The sequence below is a fragment of the Cellulosimicrobium arenosum genome, from assembly GCF_014837295.1.
Lineage (GTDB): Bacteria > Actinomycetota > Actinomycetes > Actinomycetales > Cellulomonadaceae > Cellulosimicrobium > Cellulosimicrobium arenosum.
In genome coordinates this window covers 42,210-61,354 of record NZ_JACYHB010000005.1, presented here as the reverse complement: position 1 = coordinate 61,354, position 19,145 = coordinate 42,210, and the positions used below count along the sequence as shown (strand labels likewise).

The window sequence follows — 19,145 nt, the reverse complement described above, 5'->3', positions numbered from 1 at the left end:
GCGCTGGCGGCCGGTTCGCGCCAAGATCACCCGCCCGGATGCTGCCGACCGTGGGCCACCAGCCGTCGCTCGTGCCGTCGGTGCCGCCTGTGCTCCTCGCGAGGACCGGCAGCGTGCCGGACCCGAACCGGCCCGCGGGCGAAGTTCCCCGCGCGCTCGAGGCACTCGTGCCGTGGGGTTCCCGCGTGCAGCGCGGCCCGGGCCAGGGCCTCGACGACGACGGCGGCCCGTGACAGCTGCCAGCCGGCCGCGCCGTAGTGCTTGCGCAGGTACTCCTCGAGGGACGCGTTCTTCTCGAGCTCGCGGAGCCTCTCGTCGGTGCTGGTCCCGCCGCCGACGTGCATCGCGGTGGCCTCCTCGACGACCTCGTTGGTCCAACCCGCCAGATGAGCGCGGTACTCCCAGTCCGTCTCCTCGAAGTACAGGAAGAAGCGCTCGTCGAACCCTCCGACCTCGTCCAGGGCCTGCCTCCGCAGGAGAAGGACGGAACCCACGACATACCGTCCACGCTCTCGGAGGCGGTGCGCCGAGCGTGCGGCGTCCGCGACGTAGCGAGCCGGCGTCGGGAACGGCCAGCACACCTGGGACCGGACGCCGTCGGCGTCGCACTGGCTCGGGGTGACGCACGCTGCCCCCGGGTGCTCCCGCAGCGCCGTCTGCAGCACGGCGATGTCGCGTGGCCGGACGACGGCGTCGGGATTGAGGAGGAGGACGTCACGCTCGGGCGCCTGGCGGCGCGCGAGCGCCTGGTTGACGCCGAACGCGAAACCTCCGTTGCGCCCGAGGTCGTGATAGACGCCACCCGCCGACGTGGCGATGCGCTCGATCTCCTCAAGCGAGGAGTTGTCGACGACCGTGAGGGGCATGAGCCCCGCCAGGGGTTCGAGCGCACGACGCAGCAGCTGGGGCGCACCGTACGCCACGACGACCACCTCGGGAGGTGGGTGGTCGCCGACGCCGAGCGGCGGCACGTCCATGTCGTCATTCTCGTCCCGATCCGACGCGATGCCCACCGTCGGGCCAGGAAATCACCCGCTCTGCGCGTACGGAAGGAGGTCCGCGCCAGAATCCACCCGCTCCCGGGGTTCCGCTCCCGCGACGGACGAGTAAGTTCGGTCCTGTCCTGGCATGACTGAAATGGGGGAGTATCGTGCGCGTTCTCGTCGACGGTGACCGTGGCTACATCGGCGCGGTTCTCGTACCGTACTTCCAGGCAGCCGGGCACGACGTCGTCGGCCTCGACGTCGGGTGGTACGACGGGTGCGACTTCGGTCCGCCCGTGAGCGGGTACGAGCAGCGAACCGGCGACATCCGGGACGTACGCCCACAGGACCTGGAAGGTTTCGACGCCGTCGTGCACCTCGCGGCGATCTCCAACGACCCGCTCGGCCATCTGAACCCCGGCTCGACCTACGACGTCAACGCCCACGGCGCGGTGCACATGGCGCGGACCGCCAAGGCGGCGGGAGTGCCCCGGTTTCTGTTCTCGTCGTCGTGCTCGCTGTACGGGGCCGGCGGTGACGGGAAGGTCGCCGAGGACGGCGCATTCCACCCCGTCACGCCCTACGGCGAGTCGAAGGTGATGGCGGAACGCGGCATCTCACCGCTCGCCGACGACACCTTCTCGCCGAGCTACCTGCGCAACGCCACCGCGTACGGTTCGTCCCCGCGGCTGCGGGCCGACATCGTCGTCAACAACCTCACGGGGACCGCGTTCACCCGGGGCGAGGTCCGGCTGCAGTCCGACGGGTCGCCCTGGCGGCCCCTCGTGCACGTCGAGGACATCTCGCGCGCGTTCCTCGCGGTGCTCGAGGCGCCGCGGGAGTCCGTCCACGACCAGGCGTTCAACGTCGGCCGGGACGAGGACGTCGTCCAGATCCGCACGATCGCGGAGCAGGTCAGCGAGATCACGGGTGCCCCGGTGTCGTTCGCTCCCGGCGCCGGGCCGGACACGCGCGACTACCAGGTCGACTTCGCGAAGATCGGCGAGGTGCTGCCCACGTTCGAGCCGCGGTGGACCGTGCCCGCGGGGATCCACGAGATCTGGGAGCATGCGAACGAGCGTGGCCTCATTGCCGCCGACTTCGAGGGTGAGCGCTTCGTGCGCCTGCGCCGGATCGAGGCGCTCGCCGCGTCGGGCCGGCTCGACCTGAGCACGCTGCGCCTGCACGGCGAGGGCGCGGTGACGTCATGACCGTGCGCACCTGCCGCCTCTGCGACGCCGAGCTCGTCACGACCTTCGTCGACCTCGGGATGAGCCCGCCGGTCCAGAGCTTCGTCCCGCCGGAGCACGTGGACGAGCCCGAGACGTTCTACCCTTTGCACGTGCGGGTGTGCGACCGCTGCCTCCTGGTCCAGCTGCCCACCTACGTGGCGGCCGAGGACATCTTCACCGACTACGCGTACTTCTCGTCGTTCTCCGACTCGTGGGTGCGTCACGCCGAGACCTTCGTCGCGGACGCCGTCGAGCGGATCTCGCTCGACGACTCCTCGTTCGTGGTGGAGATCGCGAGCAACGACGGCTATCTGCTGCAGCACGTCGTGGACCGCGGGATACGCTGCCTCGGCGTCGAGCCTGCCCGCAACGTCGCCGAGACCGCCCTCGCGCGCGGGATCCCCACGGAGGTCGACTTCCTGGGAGAGGAGACCGGTGCGGGGATCGCCGCGCGGCACGGACGGGCCGACCTCGTCGTCGCGAACAACGTCATCGGGCACGTGCCCGACCTGCGCGACTTCGTCCTCGGCCTGCGCCGGCTCGTCGCCGACGACGGGTGGGTCGCCGTCGAGATCCCGCATCTGCTCCGCCTCATCGAGGGCAACGAGTTCGACACGATCTACCACGAGCACTTCCAGTACTACACGCTCCTGACCATGCAGCGCGTGCTCGCCGTCGCCGGGCTCGAGGTGGTCGACGTCGAGGAGCTGAGCACCCACGGCGGGTCGTTCCGGACGTGGGCGCGCCCGCGGGAGCACGCGGGCGCGCCGGCCGCGGCGGTCGAGCGGGTGCTCGCGGCCGAGCGGGAGGCGGGGCTGCACGCGCTGTCGGGGTACGCCGGGTTCGCCGCCCGGGTCGCGCGCGTGCGCGACGACCTCGTGCGGTTCCTGATCGACCGCTCGGCGGAGGGTGCGACCGTCGCGGCGTACGGTGCCGCCGCGAAGGGCAACACGCTCCTCAACTACTGCGGGGTCCGCCAGGATCTCCTCGCGTTCTGCGTGGACCGCAACCCCGTCAAGCAGGGCACGTTCCTGCCGGGGACGCACATCCCGGTGCTCGCCGAGGAGGCCCTGGTCCACGCCCGGCCCGACTTCGTCCTCCTGCTCCCCTGGAACCTGCGGGACGAGATCGTCGAACAGCTCGCCTACGTGGCCGACTGGGGCGGACGCCTGGTGGTCGGCCTGCCGAGGCTCGAGGTGCTCGAACCGGCCCGGTCATGAGCGCGGCGCCTCCCGTGAGCGTGTGCCTGCCGGTGTACAACGGTGAGCGCTACCTCACCGAGACCCTGCTCTCGGTGCGGGCGCAGACGTTCGGCGACCTGGAGATCGTCCTGTCCGACAACGCGTCGACCGACGCGACGGCGGAGATCTGCCGCGAGCACGCCGCTGCGGACCCGCGCATCCGCTACGTACGTCATGAGATGAACCGGGGCGGTCTGTGGAACTTCAACGAGGCGATCCGGCTCGCACGCGGCGAGACCGTGAAGCTCGCGGCGGCCGACGACGTGCTGCGCCCCCGCTTCCTCGAGGTGTGCGTCGCGGCGCTCGACGAGGGCGGACCCCAGGTCGTCCTGGCCTACCCGCGCACCCAGATCATCGACGGGGAGGGGACGATCACCGAGGACCTGCACGACGAGGGCCTGCGGGGAGACCGGGCCACACCCCACGAGCGGATCGCCGAGGTCCTGCGGGCGCAGGCGGCGCACCTCGTGTTCGGCCTCTACCGCACGGACGTCCTGCGCACCACGCGTGGGCTGCGCCCCACGATCGGCAACGACGTCGTCGTCCTCACCGAGATGGCCTGCCGCGGTCGGTTCGCGCTCGTGCCGGAGCAGCTCTTCCTGCAGCGCCGGCACGCCACGCAGTTCTCCGCGCAGGGTGCACGGCAGGTCCAGTTCCACGCGCCCGGCAAGAACGTGCGCTTCGACTTCCCGCACGCACGCCTCGCGGGCGAGCTGTGGTCGGCGGTGACCAGCTCGCGGCTGCGGGCCGAGGAGTCCGTCCGGTCGCTGGCCGCCGTGACGACGAACTGGGTCCTCCCGCGCTGGCGCGGCGTCGCCGGTGACGTCCGTCGCGCCGTCACCGGCCGCTGAGACGCGCTGAGACGACCGGGACGCCGGAGGGCTTTCAGGAACCCAGCACGGCGAGGCTGCCGCCACGGCCGGACTGGGCCCGGCGCAGCTCGTCGGACAGCCGTCCGCCGGGGACCGTCACGTCGGCGTAGGTGACGGCCTGGTCCCGGATGACGGGGCGCACGAGCGTGCAGCCCTCTGCGAGGCCGACCGGGAGCAGCGCGTCGCGGGACGTCACGTCCGCCCGTTCGCACTCGCCGAAGTAGTGGTACCCGCCGAGACCGTCCAGGACGGTTCCCGCCGGCAGATCGGCCTTGGCGACCGTCACGACGTCGACCGTCGGCGGGCCCGCGGGGTGCAACGTCGTCTCGCCGAGCAGCACGGTGCGCGCGATGGTGTCCGGAACCTCGAAGTGGCACAGGTGGTAGGGCGTGTAGAACGAGTAGAGGGGACCGGTGCCCAGCTTGTAGAGCTCGAGGTAGTGCTGCTGACGGGGATCGTCCATCGCGGCGAGCACGTACACCCCTGGCCCTGGCTTGGCGCCCACGACGTAGTCGACCGCACCCCCGAGGGCACGCAGCTCGTCGACGTCGTAGCGCTGCGTGAGCTCGTCGACGTGGCCGTCGTGGTCGCGCCCCAGCAAGCCGCGGCGGTGCACGGACATGCCGGTGGCGTTCGCGACGAGGGCCTGCTCCACGTTGACCTTGGTGCCGTCGGCGAAGCTCGAGACCATGCGGGGGTCCTGCCCCCAGCGCGCGGCGAAACCCTGCTGCGTCGTGGGATTGCGGAAGCGGTCCTGGAGGCCCTTGATGTTGCCGCAGACCAGCGGCTCCAGCCCGATCCGCCGGACGTACCGGTACAGGTTCATCTGCACGCCGGGCTGGTCCCCGTCGCACCCCGTGTACACGACGCCGGCCGACGCAGCCCGGCAGGCGAGCTCCCATCCGAGGGTCGCGTCGAGCTCGGCGTTCATGAGCACGAGGTGCTTGCCGTGCTCGAACGCGCTGAGCGCAGCCACCGCACCGAACTCGACGGCACCGGTGACGTCGACGACCACGTCGACCTCGTCGGCGGCCATGACCGCCGTGACGTCCTGGGTGAGTGCGACCCGGCCGGCCCGGGCGCTCCTGTCGACCGCGGTCGCGGAGTCGACGACGTCGACGTCGTCCACGCCGGCCCACGCGAGCGCGGTACGCGCCTTGTCGACATCGCGACAGTGCACGGCCGTGACGACCATGCCGGGCGTGGTCCCCATGATCTGCAGGACCAGCGCCTTTCCCATGAAGCCCGGACCGAGGACCGCGACCCGGATCGGGCGGCCGTCGGTGGTGCGCCGCGCGAGGCCGGCGTCGGTGGTGATCGTCACGGGGCGGTGACCTCTCGTTCGGCGAGCAGCGACCACGCCGCGTCCTTGGGCGAGACGAGGCGTACGGGCAGCGGCCAGGCGATGCCGAAGGCCGGGTCGTCGTGACGGTACCCGTCCTCGCCGGCGGGCACGTACGGGACCGAGCACTGATACATCATCTCGACGCCGTCGGTCAGCGCCTGATAGCCGTGGGCGACGTAGGGCGGGACGAACAGCGCGCGCCGGTTCGTGGCCGAGAGCTCGACCATCACGTGGCGGCCGAACGTCGCCGAGCCCGGCCGCACGTCGACCGCCACGTCGGCGATCGCACCTGCGACGCACCGGACGAGCTTGCCCTCCGCGTGCGGGGGAGCGAGCCGATGCAGGCCTCGCACCGTCCCGGCGAACCGGTTGGCGGACATGCTGGTCTGCGCGACCTCCGACGGCAGCCCGGCGGCGGCGAACGTCTCGGCGTCGAACGTCCGCGCGAAGAAGCCGCGCTCGTCCGTGAGCAGGTCGAGATCGACGATCGTGACACCGTCGATCTCGGTGGGCGTCAGCTGCACGTCAGGCCCACACCTTCCACGGCGCGTCGCCGGTGTCCCAGCGTCTGTTGAGCTCGGTCCAGTCGCGGAACGTGTCCATACCCATCCAGAAGCCCTTGTGCTCGAAGACGCCGAGCTTCCCGTCGCGCGCGAGCTTCTGCAGCGGCCGGTGCTCGAGCATCTCGTCCTGGTCGTCGACGAGGTAGTCGTCGACGAAGGAGCGTTCGAACAGGAAGAACCCGCCGTTCACCCAGCCGGTGGCGAGCGTCGGCTTCTCGTTGAACTCCGTGACGACCTCGCCCGTCACGTGCATCTCGCCGTACCTGCTGCTCGGGTGCACGCCTGTCACGGTACCGACCGCGCCCGAACGCTCGTGCTGGGCGAGGAGATCGTCGATGCGGACGTCGCCGATCCCGTCCCCGTACGTCACCGCGAAGCGCGGCGCGTCGAGGTACTTCGCGGCGCGAAAGATGCGCGCAGCGGTCGCGGTGGTCAGGCCGGTCTCGGCGAAGGTCACGCACCAGTCCTCGACCTCGTTCGTGTGGAACACGGCCGGCTCCCCGGCCCCGAGGTCGAGCGTGAAGTCGGCGGTGAGCGTGCGGTAGTTGAGGAAGTACTGCTTGATGAGCTCGGACTTGTACCCGAGCAAGAGGACGAACTTGCGGAACCCGTAGTGCGAGTACGTCTTCATGACGTGCCACAGGATCGGGCGTCCGCCGATGTCCACGAGGGGTTTGGGCAGGCGTTCGCTCGCCTCCCGCAGCCGGGTACCCATGCCTCCGCACAGGATGACGACGGGGATGTCTGCAGGGTCGGTGCTCACGGGGTGCCCTCCTGGGCCAGCTCGGGCGCGGCTGCGGGGGGCACGTCGGTGCGGCGTACCCCCACCCAGCGGCGCGGTACCGCGGTGGACGGCCACTCGAAGAGCCAGCCGACGATTCTCACGTGCCGGAGTCGTACGAGTCCGTACGCGACGGCAACGGCGAGGACGAACAGGGCGAGCACGAGGATCGGCGTTGCCCAGGAAGGCGGCTGGGCACCGCTGCGCGCGGCGCCGTCGACGAGCAGGACCAGGAGCGGGAAGTGCGTCACGTACACGACGACGGAGTTGCGGCCGAGCAGCTCGACGAATCCGGTTCGGCCACCGTCGACGGCGATCATGGACGCCGCGATCACCCCGAGCACCCCGACGGACGACAGCAACGCGTACGCGCCCGAGTGCTCGAACGCCCCGGTCACGAGGACGAGGACGACGGGAGCGAGGCCGAGGACCACGAACAGGGGGCGCCGCGCTCTGACGGACCGCAGGAGGCCGGGGTACAGCGTCAGCGCATAGCCGGCGAAGAAGAACCCGCCGAGGTAGAGGAGAGACTTCGTGCGTCCGTCGGAGACGACGTCGAGCGGCGTGGACACGGAGATCAGAGCGAGCACGAGCACCACGACACCCCAACGAGGCAGCAGGCGCACGAGCGGGGCGACGGTGAAGTAGCAGAGCAGGAAGAAGATGAACCAGAGGTAGCTGGTGGCGTACCAGGTCCGTGGATCGAGGATCGGTCCCGGGAGATTGCCCACCGCTGCGAGCACCAGGACCCAGACGAGGTAGGGCCAGAGGAGCGTGCGCGCCTTGCTGACGTAGTAGACGACGAGCGGTTTGCGGAAGGCCAGCGGCAGCAGCATGCCGGAGAGCGCCATGAGGGCGGGCATCCGGTACGGCATGAGCAGTACGTCGAGGCGCAGCATCCACGCCGGGACGGGGTAGGTCTCGGCGAGGATCAACGTCGCGTGGCTGAGCACGACGAACAGGACCGAGACACCCCGGACGACATCCATCCACCGCTCGCGCGGCCGGTCGGCGGAGACCGGCCTGCCGGCCCGCGCGGGACGCGTGCCATGACCGACAGCCATCGGCGTCTCCCCACGGTCGGTCTTCCGCGGGACCGGTCGCCGGTCGCGACTGCGGCCCCATCCTCTCTCGTGGATGCTATCGACACGGGCGAGCAGTCAGTAGGTCGGCGACGGGTGAATGTCCGTCCCCACCACGGCGGGAGCCGGGTGAAATGCGCCGGGTTCGTCTACCGGCAGCCGTTCGTGCGGTCTACGCTCCCGGAACAGAGCAGGTCCTCGTGGGACACGGTGCCAGCAGACGGAGAACGGAGAGGCACAAGTGGCCGACGCCTTGAGCAGATCGACGGACGAGACGGATGAGACGGTCGAGACCGACCGGTCCACCACGTCGAGCAGCGCGGCCTCGTCCTTCGCGGAGCTCGCACGCCTCGTCCGGGAGGATCACCGCTTCAACAGCGAGGGACTGTGGACGCCCGGGTTCTACGCCGTCGCGGTCCACCGTCTCGGCGCGTTCGCTGCCGCTCCAGGCTGCCCGCCTCCGCTGCGTCGCGTGCTGGCAGCCATCGCCGACCACGCGTCTCTCCTGGTGCGGAACGTGCTCGGGATCGACGTCCCGCGGACGGTTCGCCTCGGCCGACGAGTGGAGTTCGCGCACCAGCACGGGATCGTCATCCATCCCCTCGCCACGATCGGGGACGAGTGCGTGGTCCGCCAGGGAGTGACGATCGGGGCAGGCAGCGGCGAGACCGAGGCATTCCTCCGCCAGGCGCCGACCATCGGTGCGCGGGTATCGCTCGGCGCGGGGTGCGTCGTCGTCGGTGCGGTCACGATCGGCGACGACGCGAAGATCGGTCCGAATGCCGTCGTGATGACGAACATCCCGGCAGGTGCGACAGTCCTCGCGCAGCCTCCGCGGATCGTGCGGGCCCGGTCCACGTCGTGAGCTCCGACCTGGTGGCCGAGGCGCGGCGTCTGGCCGACGAGGGCGACATGGCCGGGAGTGCCGCGGTGCTCGCGAGGCTCGCGTCCGACCCATCCACCATCGGTGCGTGGCCGGCGGCGGACCGCGTCCAGGGCCGGTTGCGAACCGAGGACGGCGCGGCGCCCTGGGCACGACGCACGGTCCGGCTCGCTCTCCTCGCCTCGCACACGAGCGGCCAGCTGGCGTCGGCGCTGCGGGTCGCCGCGTTGGCCCACGGGATAGCGCTCGACGTGTACGAGGCGCCCTACCACGCGTACGAGCAGGAGATCGCTGACCCGACGTCGGGCACCTACACGTTCCGCCCCGACGTGGTCCTCCTCGCCGTCGACCAGCGCGAGGCGCGGCTGCCGGACATCTCCGCGGACCCCGACGAGGACGTGCGGCGCGAGGTCGCCCGGTGGCGCTCGCACTGGGGCCTCCTGCGCTCGCGGACCGCTGCCCTCGTGCTCCAGACGTCGTTCGTGCCCGCGCCCTACGACGCGCTGGGTGACGTGGCGCTGCGGACCCCGGGTTCGCGCCGGCGCCTCCTGCGACGGGTCAACGACGAGCTCGCGGTCGCCGGGACGGCGGGAACGTACGTCGTCGACGCCGAGGCCGTCGCCGCCGAGGTCGGTGCCGATGCGTGGTTCGAGCCGCGCTACTGGCACGCCGCCAAGCAGAACGTCGGCCCGGGTGCGGTGCCGTTCCTCGCGGGGCGCGTGCTCGACGTGCTCGCGGCGGCTCTGGGCCTGGGGCGCAAGGTGCTCGTCCTCGACCTCGACAACACGTTGTGGGGCGGTGTCGTCGGAGAGGACGGACTCGGGGGGATCGTGCTCGGGAACGGGCCGGCGGGCGAGGCGTTCGCCGAGTTCCAGACGTACCTCGCGTCGTTGCGCCGCCGTGGTCTCCTCCTCGCCGTCTGCTCGAAGAACAACCCCGCGGACGCGCGACTGCCCTTCGAGAAGCACCCGGAGATGCGGCTCCGGCTCGACGACATCGTGGCGTTCGAGGCCTCGTGGGACACCAAGCCCGAGGGGCTGCGCCGGATCGCGAAGCAGCTCGACGTCGCCCTCGACGCGCTCGTCCTCGTGGACGACAACCCCGCCGAGCGCGAGATCGTCCGCCAGCTCCTGCCGCAGGTCGGCGTGGTCGACCTCCCGGAGCAGCCGAGCGGGTACGTGCGGGCCGTCGCGTCGTTCCCGGGTCTCCAGTCCGTAGGGCTGACGGCCGACGACGGACGACGCACCGAGCTGTACCACGCTCGGCGTGAGGCGGCCGAGCTCGAGAGCCGTGCGGCGACCCGCGAGGGCTTCCTCGAGAGCCTGGACATGACGGCGCGCATCGAGCCGCTCGACGAGGTGAACCTGCCCCGCGTCGTCCAGCTCATCGCCAAGACGAACCAGCTCAACCTGACCGGTCGGCGGCACCGGTCGGCCGAGGTGCTCGAGCTCGCCGGGCGTCCGGGCGCGGTCGTCTGGGGGCTGCGTGTCGCGGACCGCTTCGACGACCACGGGCTCGTCGGAGTGCTCGTCGCGGTGCCGGAGGGGGAGGACCTGCGGATCGACACGTTCGTGCTCTCGTGCCGCGTGCTGGGGCGGACCGCCGAGCGCGCCCTGCTCGACGCGCTGCGCACCTGGGCGGTCGCGCAGGGCCGCACGCGCATCCTCGCCGAGCTCGTCCCGACCGACCGCAACGCCCCGGCCCGCCCGATCCTGCCGGAGGCGGGCTTCCGCCCGACGGATCCGCCGCCGGGCGGGGAACAGTCGTCGCAGTGGTGGGAGCTCGTCGTGGACGAGCAGGGGATCGGGTCACCGTTCGTCGCGTGGACGGGTCCGGACGAGATGGCAGGTGGTGGTCGTCCCGACGCGGCGGCCCGGGACGACGAGGAGGACATTCATGGATGAGGTCGAGGAGGGTGTGGTCGAGGTGCTGCGCGAGGTGTTCGCGCAACCCGACCTGGTGGTGCTGCCGTCGACGACGGCCGGCGACGTCGACGGCTGGGACTCGCTGGCGCACCTGAACGTGCTGTTCTCGCTCGAGAGCCGGTTCGGCGTGCAGTTCACCGACACCGAGATGGGTTCGATCCAGGACGTCGGAGAGCTCACCTCCTCCATCCGGACGAAGCTCGGCTGAGGAGAGCGTCGTGGGCACGTCGTCGCCGCCGGTCTCGGTCGTCATCGCGGCGCGCGACGCCGCCGCGACGCTCGGCGAGCAGCTGCGTGCGGTCTGCCCCCAGGTTGTTGCGGTCGGTGGAGAGGTGCTCGTCGCCGACAACGGCTCGCGCGACGCGACGCGCGACGTCGCCGAGGAGGCGGGCCGACGCTGGCCAGGTGTCCGCGTCGTCGACGCGAGCTCCGGCCGCGGGCCGGGGGGCGCTCGCAACATCGGCGTGGAGCTGGCAGGGGCGTCGCTCGTCGCCTTCTGCGACGCCGACGACGTGGTGGCCACTGGGTGGCTCGAGGCGATGCTCGCGAGCGAGCGCGTCGGCTCGCTGCGTGCGGGTCGCCTGGACGACTCCCGCTTCCCGGGCGGGCAGTCCTGGTTGCAGCAGGCGGACGGGCTGATGCACAACCCCCTGATGCCGGGACTCTGGTGCGCAGGTGCCGGGAACATGGCCGTGGGCAGGGAGGCGTTTCTCGCGATCGGCGGGTTCTGCGAAGAGCTGCGTGCGGGTGAGGACGTGGACCTGTGCTGGCGGGCACAGCTCGCCGGGGTCGAGATGCACAGCGTCCCCGACGCGGTCGTCTACGTCCGCCACCGCGTGACGCTGCGTGGTATCTATCGGCAGATGTACGGCTGGGGAACCGGGTCCGCGGTCCTCGAGGAGCGGTACGCCGAGCTGCGGGCCGCGGGCCTCGGCGCGGCACCGGACCAACCGTCCGCCGACGGTCCGCCGACTCAGGTCGGTCGTCGTGCGAGCGTCCGACGAGCGGCCAGGGGGTCGGTCAGGAGGACGGCCCGGCTGGCGACCGCCGCGGGCCGCGCCGACCTGGCCTCAGCGCTGGGGGAGCGGCGTGGTCGTGCGCGCGGCACGTTCGGAGCCGAGGTGCCCCGGCTGTCGCTCGACGACGTCGAGCGGGCACGACGGCGCGTGGGTGCCCTGGGCGAGGCCGGCGGGCACGGAGACCGCGCGACCTGATCGTCCCGGCTGCCCACCGCCGTCGGCGGGTCAGCGCACGAGATCGGGTCCGTAGCTGCGCAGCACGCCGCCGGGTCGCACGTCTCCGACCGTCGCCGCCCGCAGACCGGCCGCGGCCATACCGGTCAGCACCCCTCGCAGGACCTCGGCACGGTCGAAGTGCGGCAGCTCTGCGGGCTCCGTGGCCAGCTCCGGGTCGGCGCGGTCGTCGTGCAGCAGGAGGAACGCGCCCGGTCGAAGGGTTGCCAGCGCGTTCTGCGCGAGCGTGTGCTCGTCGTCGTGCAGCCAGTCCTTCGCCTCGGCCGTCCAGAGGACGACGTCGAGGCCTCGGGCACGAAGGGCGGCGTTGACGCGCAGGGTGCTCGCCCCGTACGGAGGGCGGAAGAATCGCACGGGGACCTGGGCGACGTCCTCGACCGCGCGGCGCGCACCGAGCACGGACGAGACCGCCGCGCGTGTCGACAGCCGCGTCAGGCGTCCGTGGTCGGCGCCGTGCAGCGCGATCTCGTGGCCCTCGGCGACCGCGCGACGCACGACGTGGGGATGCCGGCGAGCAGGACCGGCGAGCACGAAGAAGGTCGCGCGGGTCCGGTGCTCTGCGAGCACGTCGAGGATCCGCGGGGTGTGCTCCGGGTGCGGGCCGTCGTCGTAGGTGACCACGACCCGGTCCAGCGGGTTCCTGGCCCGGAAGGCGGGAAGCACCGGGCCCAGTGCGGCGGCCAGCACCGCGTCCGCAACCCGCTCACCACGTCCACGGGGCTCGGGCACCACCCGGTCCGTGAGGTAGCGACGCCGCACGACGCGGTCGCGACGACCCCCCGGGCCGGCCTCGATGCTCATGAGGTGCTCCGCAGCGCCGCGTCGAGATCGTGACGCGCCCGGTCCCAGGAGTTGGCCTCGGCCCACGCCCGAGCGGCGGTCCGGGCGCGCGCGAGCTCGGCGCGATCGGTCGCGAGGAGCTCGATCACCTCCGCGACCGCCGCCGGGTCATCGGGCGGGACGAGGCGGGCACCGTCCCCGGCGAGCTCGGGGATGCCTCCCACGGAGCTCGCCACCACCGCTGCACCGGAGGCCATGCCCTCGAGCACGGTCAGACCGCTCGGCTCGGACCAGACCGACGGGACGACGACGACGTCCGCGTCCTGCATGAGCGCGACGACCCGGGAGCGCCCCTGGAACGGCAGGAACGACACCCGGTGGCCGAGCACCCCCGCCCGGGCGCGCAGCGACTGCTCGTAGGGTGACGGACCGGCCGCGGCGTCGAAGCCCTGCGACCCGACGACAGTCGCACGGACATCGGTCCGGTCGAGCCGCGCGAGTGCCTCCACGAGCACGTGCACGCCCTTCTCCGGGACCACTCTTCCGACGAACAGGACGTGCAGCTCGTCGTCGTCCCGTGGGGCCGCACGTGGCCGGAACTGCTCGACGTCAACCCCGTTGCGGACGACGACGACCCGCTCGGCGAGCCGGGGGCCGACCTGCTCGCGCACATGGTCGGCGAGGTACGTGCTGACGCACACGATCGCGCCTGCGCGGTCGAGGGTTCGGCGGATCTCGGCTCGGCCATAGGTGCGCAGCAGGTCGTTGTGCGCGTACAGCACCGGGACGTGCGGGCCCCTCACGAGCGGCACGAGCTGGGGAGCGTTGTGCGCGAGGACCACCGAGGGCGCCCATCGCTCCTGCCCCGAGAGGGCGGCGCCCAGCTCTCGACGTGCCGCGGGCCGGGGAAGACCGAGCCGCCCGAGCCCCGCGTCGGCGGCTCTCGCCGCGCGCGGGGGGACCGGTGCCTGGTCGTACTCGACGACGTCGGCGCTCGCGTAACGGTCGGGATACGTTCCACGCGCCACGAGCACCGTCGGGCGGCGGGCGGACGCCGAGGCGAGCCCGTGCACGACCGTCGGGACCGCCGAACCGGTGCGGGGGGAGTAGTGGTCCCCAGGGGTCAGGAGGTGCACCTCGCCCAGGCGCGGCCCCGTCATGCTGCCCGGACCCCGCCCTCGGCGTCGAGCACCCTCACGAGGGCCGCGACGGACGCCTCCCAGCCGAACGCCTCGGCCCGCTTCCGCGCCCGGCGGCCGAGGTCGGCGCGCAGAGCGGGATCCTTCGCGAGCTCGGCGATCGCCTCGGCGACCTCGCCGACGGAGGGCTCGACAAGCCGTGCCGCGTCGCCGACGACCTCGGCAAGGCCGCCGGCCGGCACGGCGACGACCGCGCACCCCGTTGCCATCGCCTCGAGCGCGGCCAACGAGAAGGGCTCGGGCACCGAGGTCAGCGCGAGCGCGACGTCGTGGTCGCGCAGCAGGCCCGGCACTGCGTCGTGCGGTACCTCACCGAGGAGGCGCCCACCGGCGGAACGTATTGCGGCGGTCAGCTCCGCCCGGTAGGTGACGACCCGCGCCGGGTCCATGCCGAACGTCCGCAGCGCCCCCGCGACGGCGAGATCGACCGGGACGCCGCGCGCGCGCAGCGAGGCGACCGCACGCGCCGCGACGAGCTGGCCCTTGTTGGGGTCGATCCGTGCGTGCAGGACCACCCGTAGAGGTCCGTCCTCGCGCTCGCCGGAGCGTGGGTGGAAGAGATCCAGGTCGACGCCGTTGGGGACGACGTCGATCCTGTCGAGCGGCACACCGTGGCGCTCGAACGTCCAGTGCCGGACGTAGTCGCTCACGGCGACCAGCCGGCAGGCGTGCGCAGCCTCGGCGACGGCGTCGTCGACGACGAGGTTGTGGAGCCACAGCAAGACGTTCCGCCCGCGAGCCGCGAGCATCTGGGCGAGTCGCGCGTCGTTGTGCACGACGAGGGTCCCGGGCGGCGCTACGGCGATGACCTGCTCGCGGTAGCGATGATGCGGGTCGACCGGGGAACGACGTACGACACGTGCCAGGCGCCGGGCCACGCGGACGGGGAGCGAGGCCGAGGGGCCCCACGCGGTCGCCGTCACAGGGACGTCGTCGAGCAGCACAGGTCCGTCCAGTCGGGGTGAGACGACCTGGACCGGCCGGCCCCAACCCTGGAGACCGCTTGCCAGGTGTGCGGTGACCCTGGCGACGGCACCAGCACCCTGCCGGACGAACGGCTCGTCGGCAGGAAGGACGAACGTCGTCGGCTCGTTCATACGGCGACCTCCGGGTCCGGCGCCGACGGGAGGCCGTCGACGAGGGCGGACCACGTCCGGTCCCACGTGAACTCTTCGGCGCGTGCCCGCGCGGCACCCCCCAGCCGATCCCGCGCCGGCCTGTCCCGCAGCAGCCGCTCCAGGGCGTCGGCGAGCGCCACCGGCGACTCGCGGGGGACGAGCAGACCGGCGTCGCCGACGAGCTCCGGCGTCCCGCCCGTCGCGGACGCGACGAACGGCAGCCCGGTGGCCATGCCCTCGAGGACGGTGAGCGCGCACGGCTCGTCCCAGCGCGAGGCGAGCACCTGGACGTCGGCGCGGCGCAGGACGTCGGGCAGGTCGGCGCGCGCGACGTGGCCCGTCGTCCGCACGTCGACTCCGCCGGCGCGCAGGGCCGCGACCCGCTCGGCGACGGCCGTGCCGAACGGGCCGCCGTCGGAGAACCCCCAGTTCGTGTCCCCGATGACGAGGACCGTCAGCTCGACGCCCCGGCGCTGGAGGACCTCTGCGGCGTCCAGGAAGACGTCGAGGCCCTTCTCGACGGCGACGCGGCCGAGGTGGGCCACCGTGAGGGCGCGCTCCTCGTCGTCGAGCCCGGGCGCCGCGCCCGGGGTGAACCGTCCTGCGTCCACGCCGTTGCGGGCCACGCCGACGCTCCCCGGCGACAGGCGGTAGACCTGCTCGACGGCGCGCGCGAGGTAGGCGCTGACCGCGACGGTGCGCACGCGTGAGCCGTGGAGCGCCGCGTAGGCGCGCCGCCAGCGGTCGCCGGCAACCTCGAGGTTGTGGAACCAGTGGACCACCTGGGTGTCGGTCAGCACGCGGGCGAGGTGGACGGCGACCTCGGGGTCGTTGCTGCACACGGCGGTGTCGGCGGGTGAGCGGCGCAGCGTGGCACCGACGAGCCGCGCGTACGATGCCTGGTCGGCGTGCGCCCACCCGGAGAGACGACGGAGCGCGCGACCGGCACGCCGGTCCGCGAACGGGTGCGGGTGCGGTCGGACGACCTCCACGACGGGCGTGGGGTACGTGGGTGCGGCGGCTGGGCGGGTGACGACCCGGTCGACACGGAGCGAGCCCTGCTCGGTGCGCAGCAGCTCCCACAGGCACGTCGCGATCGCGCCGCTCACCGTCGGCGTGAACGTCTCGCGCGAGTTGTTGACGAGCGCGACCCGCGACGGCGTGCTCATCGCTCGGCCTCCGCGTGCAGGTCGAGGCCGCGCTCGTCGTAGCGCCGAGGGGTGCCGCGCAGCCGCAGCATCTCGCGGTGGAAGGCGAGCTCGCGCCGTGCTCGGAGAAGCCTCTCGTCGAACCCGTCGCGGGCGGTAGCGCGCCGGAGGACGAGCTGGGCACGGTGCGCGCCGACCCGGGCGCGCTGACCGCGCAGCCGCGTGTGCAACCAGTGGTGGTAGAGAAAGGCGTCGCACCTCCCGTAGCCCTCGGCCTGGGTCCCGAGCCTGGTGGCGTCGAGCCGGTCCGGCGCGAAGTGGTGCAGGACGGTCGCGTCGGGCACGCCGCGGACGCGGAAGCCGGCCTCGAGCGCCTGCACGTAGAGCACGACGTCCTCGGAACCCGGGTAGCGCGGGGTGCCGAGCATCGGGTCGAACGCGAGGCGGTCGAGCACCGTCCGGGCGACCGCCATGTTCGCACCCATGGGGCACGGGGAGATCTCGGGCGGCTCGGGCACGTGGGCGTAGTAGGAGGCGCGCAGCTCGTCCGTCATCCACGGTCGCTCGAGGTCGTCGGCCATGCGGACACCACCGGCGACGACGTCCGCAGTGCCGGACCGTATCGGCGCGGTGACGGCGAGCAGCCAGTGCGGGGGGACCACGACGTCATCGTCGGTGTAGGCGACGATCGCGCCCGTCGCCGCGCGGGCACCGGCGTTGCGGGCTCGTCCGATCCCCGCCACGGGCTCGTGGACGTAGCGTAGGCGCGCGTCCTGCGCGGCGAGCGTGCTGACGACCTCCGCGGTCCCGTCGTCGGACCCGTTGTCGACGACGACGAGCTCGGTGGCGAGGCCGGCCTCCTCGGCGAGGTCGAGCGCGAGGCGGACGCTCGCCAGCGTCCGGCCGAGCCGCGCGGCCCGGTTGCGCGTGCACACGACGACCGAGACGTCCACGCCGCTCACCGCGACCCCACGAGCCGGTCGAGGTCCTCGGTGATCGCGCCGAGAGGGCCGTCCCCGACCTTGCGGGCGAAGGCGGCCCCGGACCCGCGCGCGGACTCCAGGTCCTCGGGACGGAGCACGAGGTGGGGGCGGCGGTCGAACCTCTCCCACGGCGCGTACGTGGTCGGTCGGTCCTTCACCCGGAGCCCGGTCGTGTTGTGGACGACGGAGTGCAGGAACGACTCGTCGGGGACGAGCGTGCGGGTGAAGTGGCGCACGACGGCGCGTGGCGCGTCGAGCGCAGCGGTGCGCGCGGCCGGCCCGAGGGCCATCCACTGCTCGCCCTTGTGCAGCGTCCAGCCCGGGACGGGGAACGGTGCGTCGCGGAGCGCGACGGCGTAGCCACGTCCCCAGAAGTTCATGACCGCGGGGTACCGCTCGTGTCGGCCTGCGCGCCTCTCCAGCCTGCGCACGACCGCGTCGAGGACGCGGGCAGGCACGGCGAGCCGTGGCCGCGGCAGCATCGTCCAGCGCGCCCCGTACCGCCGGGTCTCGTCCCAGGCGAGCGGGTGGTCGCCGTCCTCGGAACGGGACCGCTCGACGGGGCGGGAGCGGAGCAGCGCGTCGGCACCGCTCGTCCGGACCTCGTGCTCGAACTCGGTGAGGTCGCGCACCGGCCAGTCCTCGCCCGAGACGAGGACCGACCAGCCGCACCCGGCCCGTTGACCGGCCGAGAGCAGAGCCAGGGTCGCCTCGACGAGCGACCAGTCTCCCCACCGGGTCCGGACCCGGTGGCCGATCACGGTCGCACCGTCGGGCAGGTCGGCGGGCGGCGGCTCCTGTGACGACGCGTCCCAGTGGACGAGGACCGTCGCGCCCGGGCTGAGCTCCAGCACGCGTCGGACGAGCCGGGAGACCTGTGCCGGCCTGCGATGGCCCAGGACGAGGTACGCGAACGGTGCCGGCTGGTCAGATGACATCGGCGAACTCGCGCTCGAGCGACTGGAAGACCAGCACCCCCGCGAGGAAGACCACGGGGGCGACCACGGCGAGCGCGATCATCTGCCAGGCCGGAGGCGCGGGCGTGCCGAGCAAGGACCAGCGGAACGACTCCAGGAGCCACGTGACGGGGTTGGCCGCGAAGAGCGGCTTGAGGTTCTCGGGGACCTCGGACAGCGCGTACGCCACGGGGCTCGCGTACAGCAGGATCTGGAAGAACCACGGCAGCACGTAGCCCACGTCCCGGTACCGGACCATGAGCGCGGAGGCGGCGATCCCGATCCCGGCGCCGAGCAGCGCGGTCAGGACGGCCCAGACGGGCAGCGTCAGCACCGCCCAGCCGGGGTTGATGCCGAAGACGAACAGCAGGACGACGGCGAGCACGAGCCCCACGAGGAAGTCCACCGCCACCGACGCGACGGTCGACAGCGGGACGAGGAGGCGAGGGAAGAACACCTTGGACACGAGCGCCTGGTTGCCGACCAGGGACGCCGCCGACCGCGTCGCGATGCCGCTGAACAGACCCCAGGCGAGCATGCCCGCGAGGCTGAAGACGATGTAGGGCACGTCGCCGCTCGACAGGTTCGCGACCTCGCCGAAGACGACCGTGAAGATTCCTGCGGCGGCGAGCGGCTGGATGAGGACCCAGGCGACACCGAGCGCCGTCTGGCGGTAGCGAAGGATGAGGTCGCGCTGGGCGAAGCGCACGAGGACCTCGCGCGACGTCCACAGCTCGCGCCAGCGCGGGAAGTTGAGCCGGCCGGGCGGGTTGATGACGGTCGTCTGCATCTGTCCTCAGT

At 72.5% G+C, this 19,145-nt stretch carries 19 protein-coding genes; 7 read left to right on the top strand and 12 right to left on the bottom strand.

Annotated features, from left to right (window positions below; translation table 11 throughout):
- Window positions 1-26: 26 nt before the first annotated feature.
- On the bottom strand, window positions 27-977 hold the full coding sequence (locus IF651_RS07810; protein ID WP_191828553.1) for a glycosyltransferase: 951 nt from the start codon (window positions 975-977) through the stop codon (window positions 27-29).
- A gap of 173 nt (window positions 978-1,150) precedes the next feature.
- Between IF651_RS07810 and IF651_RS07805 the strand changes: the two genes are divergently transcribed.
- The 3 genes from IF651_RS07805 to IF651_RS07795 are packed head-to-tail and all read left to right on the top strand — an operon-like array spanning window position 1,151 to window position 4,307.
- The gene (locus IF651_RS07805; protein ID WP_191828552.1) at window positions 1,151-2,194 is read left to right on the top strand and encodes an NAD-dependent epimerase/dehydratase family protein; all 1,044 of its coding nucleotides are present in this window, start codon (window positions 1,151-1,153) and stop codon (window positions 2,192-2,194) included.
- On the top strand, window positions 2,191-3,435 hold the full coding sequence (locus IF651_RS07800; protein WP_194719999.1) for a class I SAM-dependent methyltransferase: 1,245 nt from the start codon (window positions 2,191-2,193) through the stop codon (window positions 3,433-3,435). Before IF651_RS07805 ends, IF651_RS07800 begins: the two co-directional genes overlap by 4 nt.
- The gene (locus IF651_RS07795) at window positions 3,432-4,307 is read left to right on the top strand and encodes a glycosyltransferase family 2 protein (protein WP_191828551.1); all 876 of its coding nucleotides are present in this window, start codon (window positions 3,432-3,434) and stop codon (window positions 4,305-4,307) included. The genes IF651_RS07800 and IF651_RS07795 overlap by 4 nt, the downstream gene beginning before the upstream one ends.
- Before the next feature lie 34 nt (window positions 4,308-4,341).
- Here IF651_RS07795 and IF651_RS07790 read toward each other — a convergent pair whose 3' ends face one another.
- Genes IF651_RS07790 through IF651_RS07775 form a run of 4 tightly spaced genes read right to left on the bottom strand, consistent with a single transcriptional unit; the run spans window position 4,342 to window position 8,081 of the window.
- The gene (locus IF651_RS07790; RefSeq protein WP_338403835.1) at window positions 4,342-5,652 is read right to left on the bottom strand and encodes an NAD(P)H-dependent oxidoreductase; all 1,311 of its coding nucleotides are present in this window, start codon (window positions 5,650-5,652) and stop codon (window positions 4,342-4,344) included.
- Window positions 5,649-6,197, bottom strand: coding sequence for a dTDP-4-dehydrorhamnose 3,5-epimerase (gene rfbC / locus IF651_RS07785; protein ID WP_191828550.1), 549 nt, complete (start codon window positions 6,195-6,197; stop codon window positions 5,649-5,651). Before rfbC ends, IF651_RS07790 begins: the two co-directional genes overlap by 4 nt.
- A gap of 1 nt (window position 6,198) precedes the next feature.
- Entirely contained in the window at window positions 6,199-6,999 is an 801-nt protein-coding gene (locus IF651_RS07780; protein ID WP_206715237.1) for a sugar phosphate nucleotidyltransferase, read from the bottom strand.
- On the bottom strand, window positions 6,996-8,081 hold the full coding sequence (locus tag IF651_RS07775; RefSeq protein WP_191828549.1) for an acyltransferase family protein: 1,086 nt from the start codon (window positions 8,079-8,081) through the stop codon (window positions 6,996-6,998). Before IF651_RS07775 ends, IF651_RS07780 begins: the two co-directional genes overlap by 4 nt.
- A 271-nt stretch (window positions 8,082-8,352) precedes the next feature.
- Here IF651_RS07775 and IF651_RS07770 point away from each other — a divergent pair, with 271 nt between their 5' ends.
- The 4 genes from IF651_RS07770 to IF651_RS07755 are packed head-to-tail and all read left to right on the top strand — an operon-like array spanning window position 8,353 to window position 12,121.
- A complete protein-coding gene (locus IF651_RS07770; RefSeq protein WP_191828548.1) occupies window positions 8,353-8,964 on the top strand; it encodes a serine O-acetyltransferase in 612 nt (203 codons plus the stop codon).
- Complete coding sequence (locus IF651_RS07765; protein WP_191828547.1) at window positions 8,961-10,886, top strand: HAD-IIIC family phosphatase; 1,926 nt, start codon at window positions 8,961-8,963, stop codon at window positions 10,884-10,886. The genes IF651_RS07770 and IF651_RS07765 overlap by 4 nt, the downstream gene beginning before the upstream one ends.
- The gene (locus IF651_RS07760; protein ID WP_191828546.1) at window positions 10,879-11,115 is read left to right on the top strand and encodes an acyl carrier protein; all 237 of its coding nucleotides are present in this window, start codon (window positions 10,879-10,881) and stop codon (window positions 11,113-11,115) included. The genes IF651_RS07765 and IF651_RS07760 overlap by 8 nt, the downstream gene beginning before the upstream one ends.
- 10 nt (window positions 11,116-11,125) lie before the next feature.
- Window positions 11,126-12,121: a glycosyltransferase gene (locus IF651_RS07755; RefSeq protein ID WP_191828545.1), complete on the top strand. Its 996-nt coding sequence runs from the start codon at window positions 11,126-11,128 to the stop codon at window positions 12,119-12,121.
- A gap of 30 nt (window positions 12,122-12,151) precedes the next feature.
- Here the strand turns inward: IF651_RS07755 and IF651_RS07750 are convergent, their stop codons facing one another.
- The 7 genes from IF651_RS07750 to IF651_RS07720 are packed head-to-tail and all read right to left on the bottom strand — an operon-like array spanning window position 12,152 to window position 19,134.
- On the bottom strand, window positions 12,152-12,961 hold the full coding sequence (locus IF651_RS07750) for a polysaccharide deacetylase family protein (protein WP_191828544.1): 810 nt from the start codon (window positions 12,959-12,961) through the stop codon (window positions 12,152-12,154).
- Entirely contained in the window at window positions 12,958-14,100 is a 1,143-nt protein-coding gene (locus IF651_RS07745) for a glycosyltransferase family 4 protein (RefSeq protein WP_191828543.1), read from the bottom strand. The genes IF651_RS07750 and IF651_RS07745 overlap by 4 nt, the downstream gene beginning before the upstream one ends.
- Window positions 14,097-15,236 (bottom strand): glycosyltransferase, encoded by a 1,140-nt coding sequence (locus IF651_RS07740; protein WP_191828542.1) that lies wholly within the window; start codon window positions 15,234-15,236, stop codon window positions 14,097-14,099. Before IF651_RS07740 ends, IF651_RS07745 begins: the two co-directional genes overlap by 4 nt.
- Window positions 15,233-16,426, bottom strand: a complete 1,194-nt coding sequence (locus IF651_RS07735) for a glycosyltransferase family 4 protein (RefSeq protein WP_191828541.1) — start codon at window positions 16,424-16,426, stop codon at window positions 15,233-15,235. Before IF651_RS07735 ends, IF651_RS07740 begins: the two co-directional genes overlap by 4 nt.
- The gene (locus IF651_RS07730) at window positions 16,423-17,367 is read right to left on the bottom strand and encodes a glycosyltransferase (protein ID WP_191828540.1); all 945 of its coding nucleotides are present in this window, start codon (window positions 17,365-17,367) and stop codon (window positions 16,423-16,425) included. Before IF651_RS07730 ends, IF651_RS07735 begins: the two co-directional genes overlap by 4 nt.
- Window positions 17,364-18,326 (bottom strand): beta-1,6-N-acetylglucosaminyltransferase, encoded by a 963-nt coding sequence (locus tag IF651_RS07725; protein WP_191828539.1) that lies wholly within the window; start codon window positions 18,324-18,326, stop codon window positions 17,364-17,366. Before IF651_RS07725 ends, IF651_RS07730 begins: the two co-directional genes overlap by 4 nt.
- A complete protein-coding gene (locus IF651_RS07720) occupies window positions 18,316-19,134 on the bottom strand; it encodes an ABC transporter permease (protein WP_191828538.1) in 819 nt (272 codons plus the stop codon). The genes IF651_RS07725 and IF651_RS07720 overlap by 11 nt, the downstream gene beginning before the upstream one ends.
- Window positions 19,135-19,145: the final 11 nt, after the last annotated feature.

Excerpts from the sequence above, each read along its gene's own strand:
- IF651_RS07720 (WP_191828538.1), bottom strand. The coding sequence starts at position 19,134 with ATGCAGACGACCGTCATCAACCCGCCCGGCCGGCTCAACTTCCCGCGC.
- IF651_RS07800 (WP_194719999.1), top strand. The coding sequence starts at position 2,191 with ATGACCGTGCGCACCTGCCGCCTCTGCGACGCCGAGCTCGTCACGACC.
- IF651_RS07750 (WP_191828544.1), bottom strand. The coding sequence starts at position 12,961 with ATGAGCATCGAGGCCGGCCCGGGGGGTCGTCGCGACCGCGTCGTGCGG.
- IF651_RS07745 (WP_191828543.1), bottom strand. The coding sequence starts at position 14,100 with ATGACGGGGCCGCGCCTGGGCGAGGTGCACCTCCTGACCCCTGGGGAC.
- IF651_RS07810 (WP_191828553.1), bottom strand. The coding sequence starts at position 977 with ATGGACGTGCCGCCGCTCGGCGTCGGCGACCACCCACCTCCCGAGGTG.
- IF651_RS07725 (WP_191828539.1), bottom strand. The coding sequence starts at position 18,326 with ATGTCATCTGACCAGCCGGCACCGTTCGCGTACCTCGTCCTGGGCCAT.
- IF651_RS07760 (WP_191828546.1), top strand. The coding sequence starts at position 10,879 with ATGGATGAGGTCGAGGAGGGTGTGGTCGAGGTGCTGCGCGAGGTGTTC.
- IF651_RS07740 (WP_191828542.1), bottom strand. The coding sequence starts at position 15,236 with ATGAACGAGCCGACGACGTTCGTCCTTCCTGCCGACGAGCCGTTCGTC.
- IF651_RS07735 (WP_191828541.1), bottom strand. The coding sequence starts at position 16,426 with ATGAGCACGCCGTCGCGGGTCGCGCTCGTCAACAACTCGCGCGAGACG.
- IF651_RS07775 (WP_191828549.1), bottom strand. The coding sequence starts at position 8,081 with ATGGCTGTCGGTCATGGCACGCGTCCCGCGCGGGCCGGCAGGCCGGTC.
- IF651_RS07795 (WP_191828551.1), top strand. The coding sequence starts at position 3,432 with ATGAGCGCGGCGCCTCCCGTGAGCGTGTGCCTGCCGGTGTACAACGGT.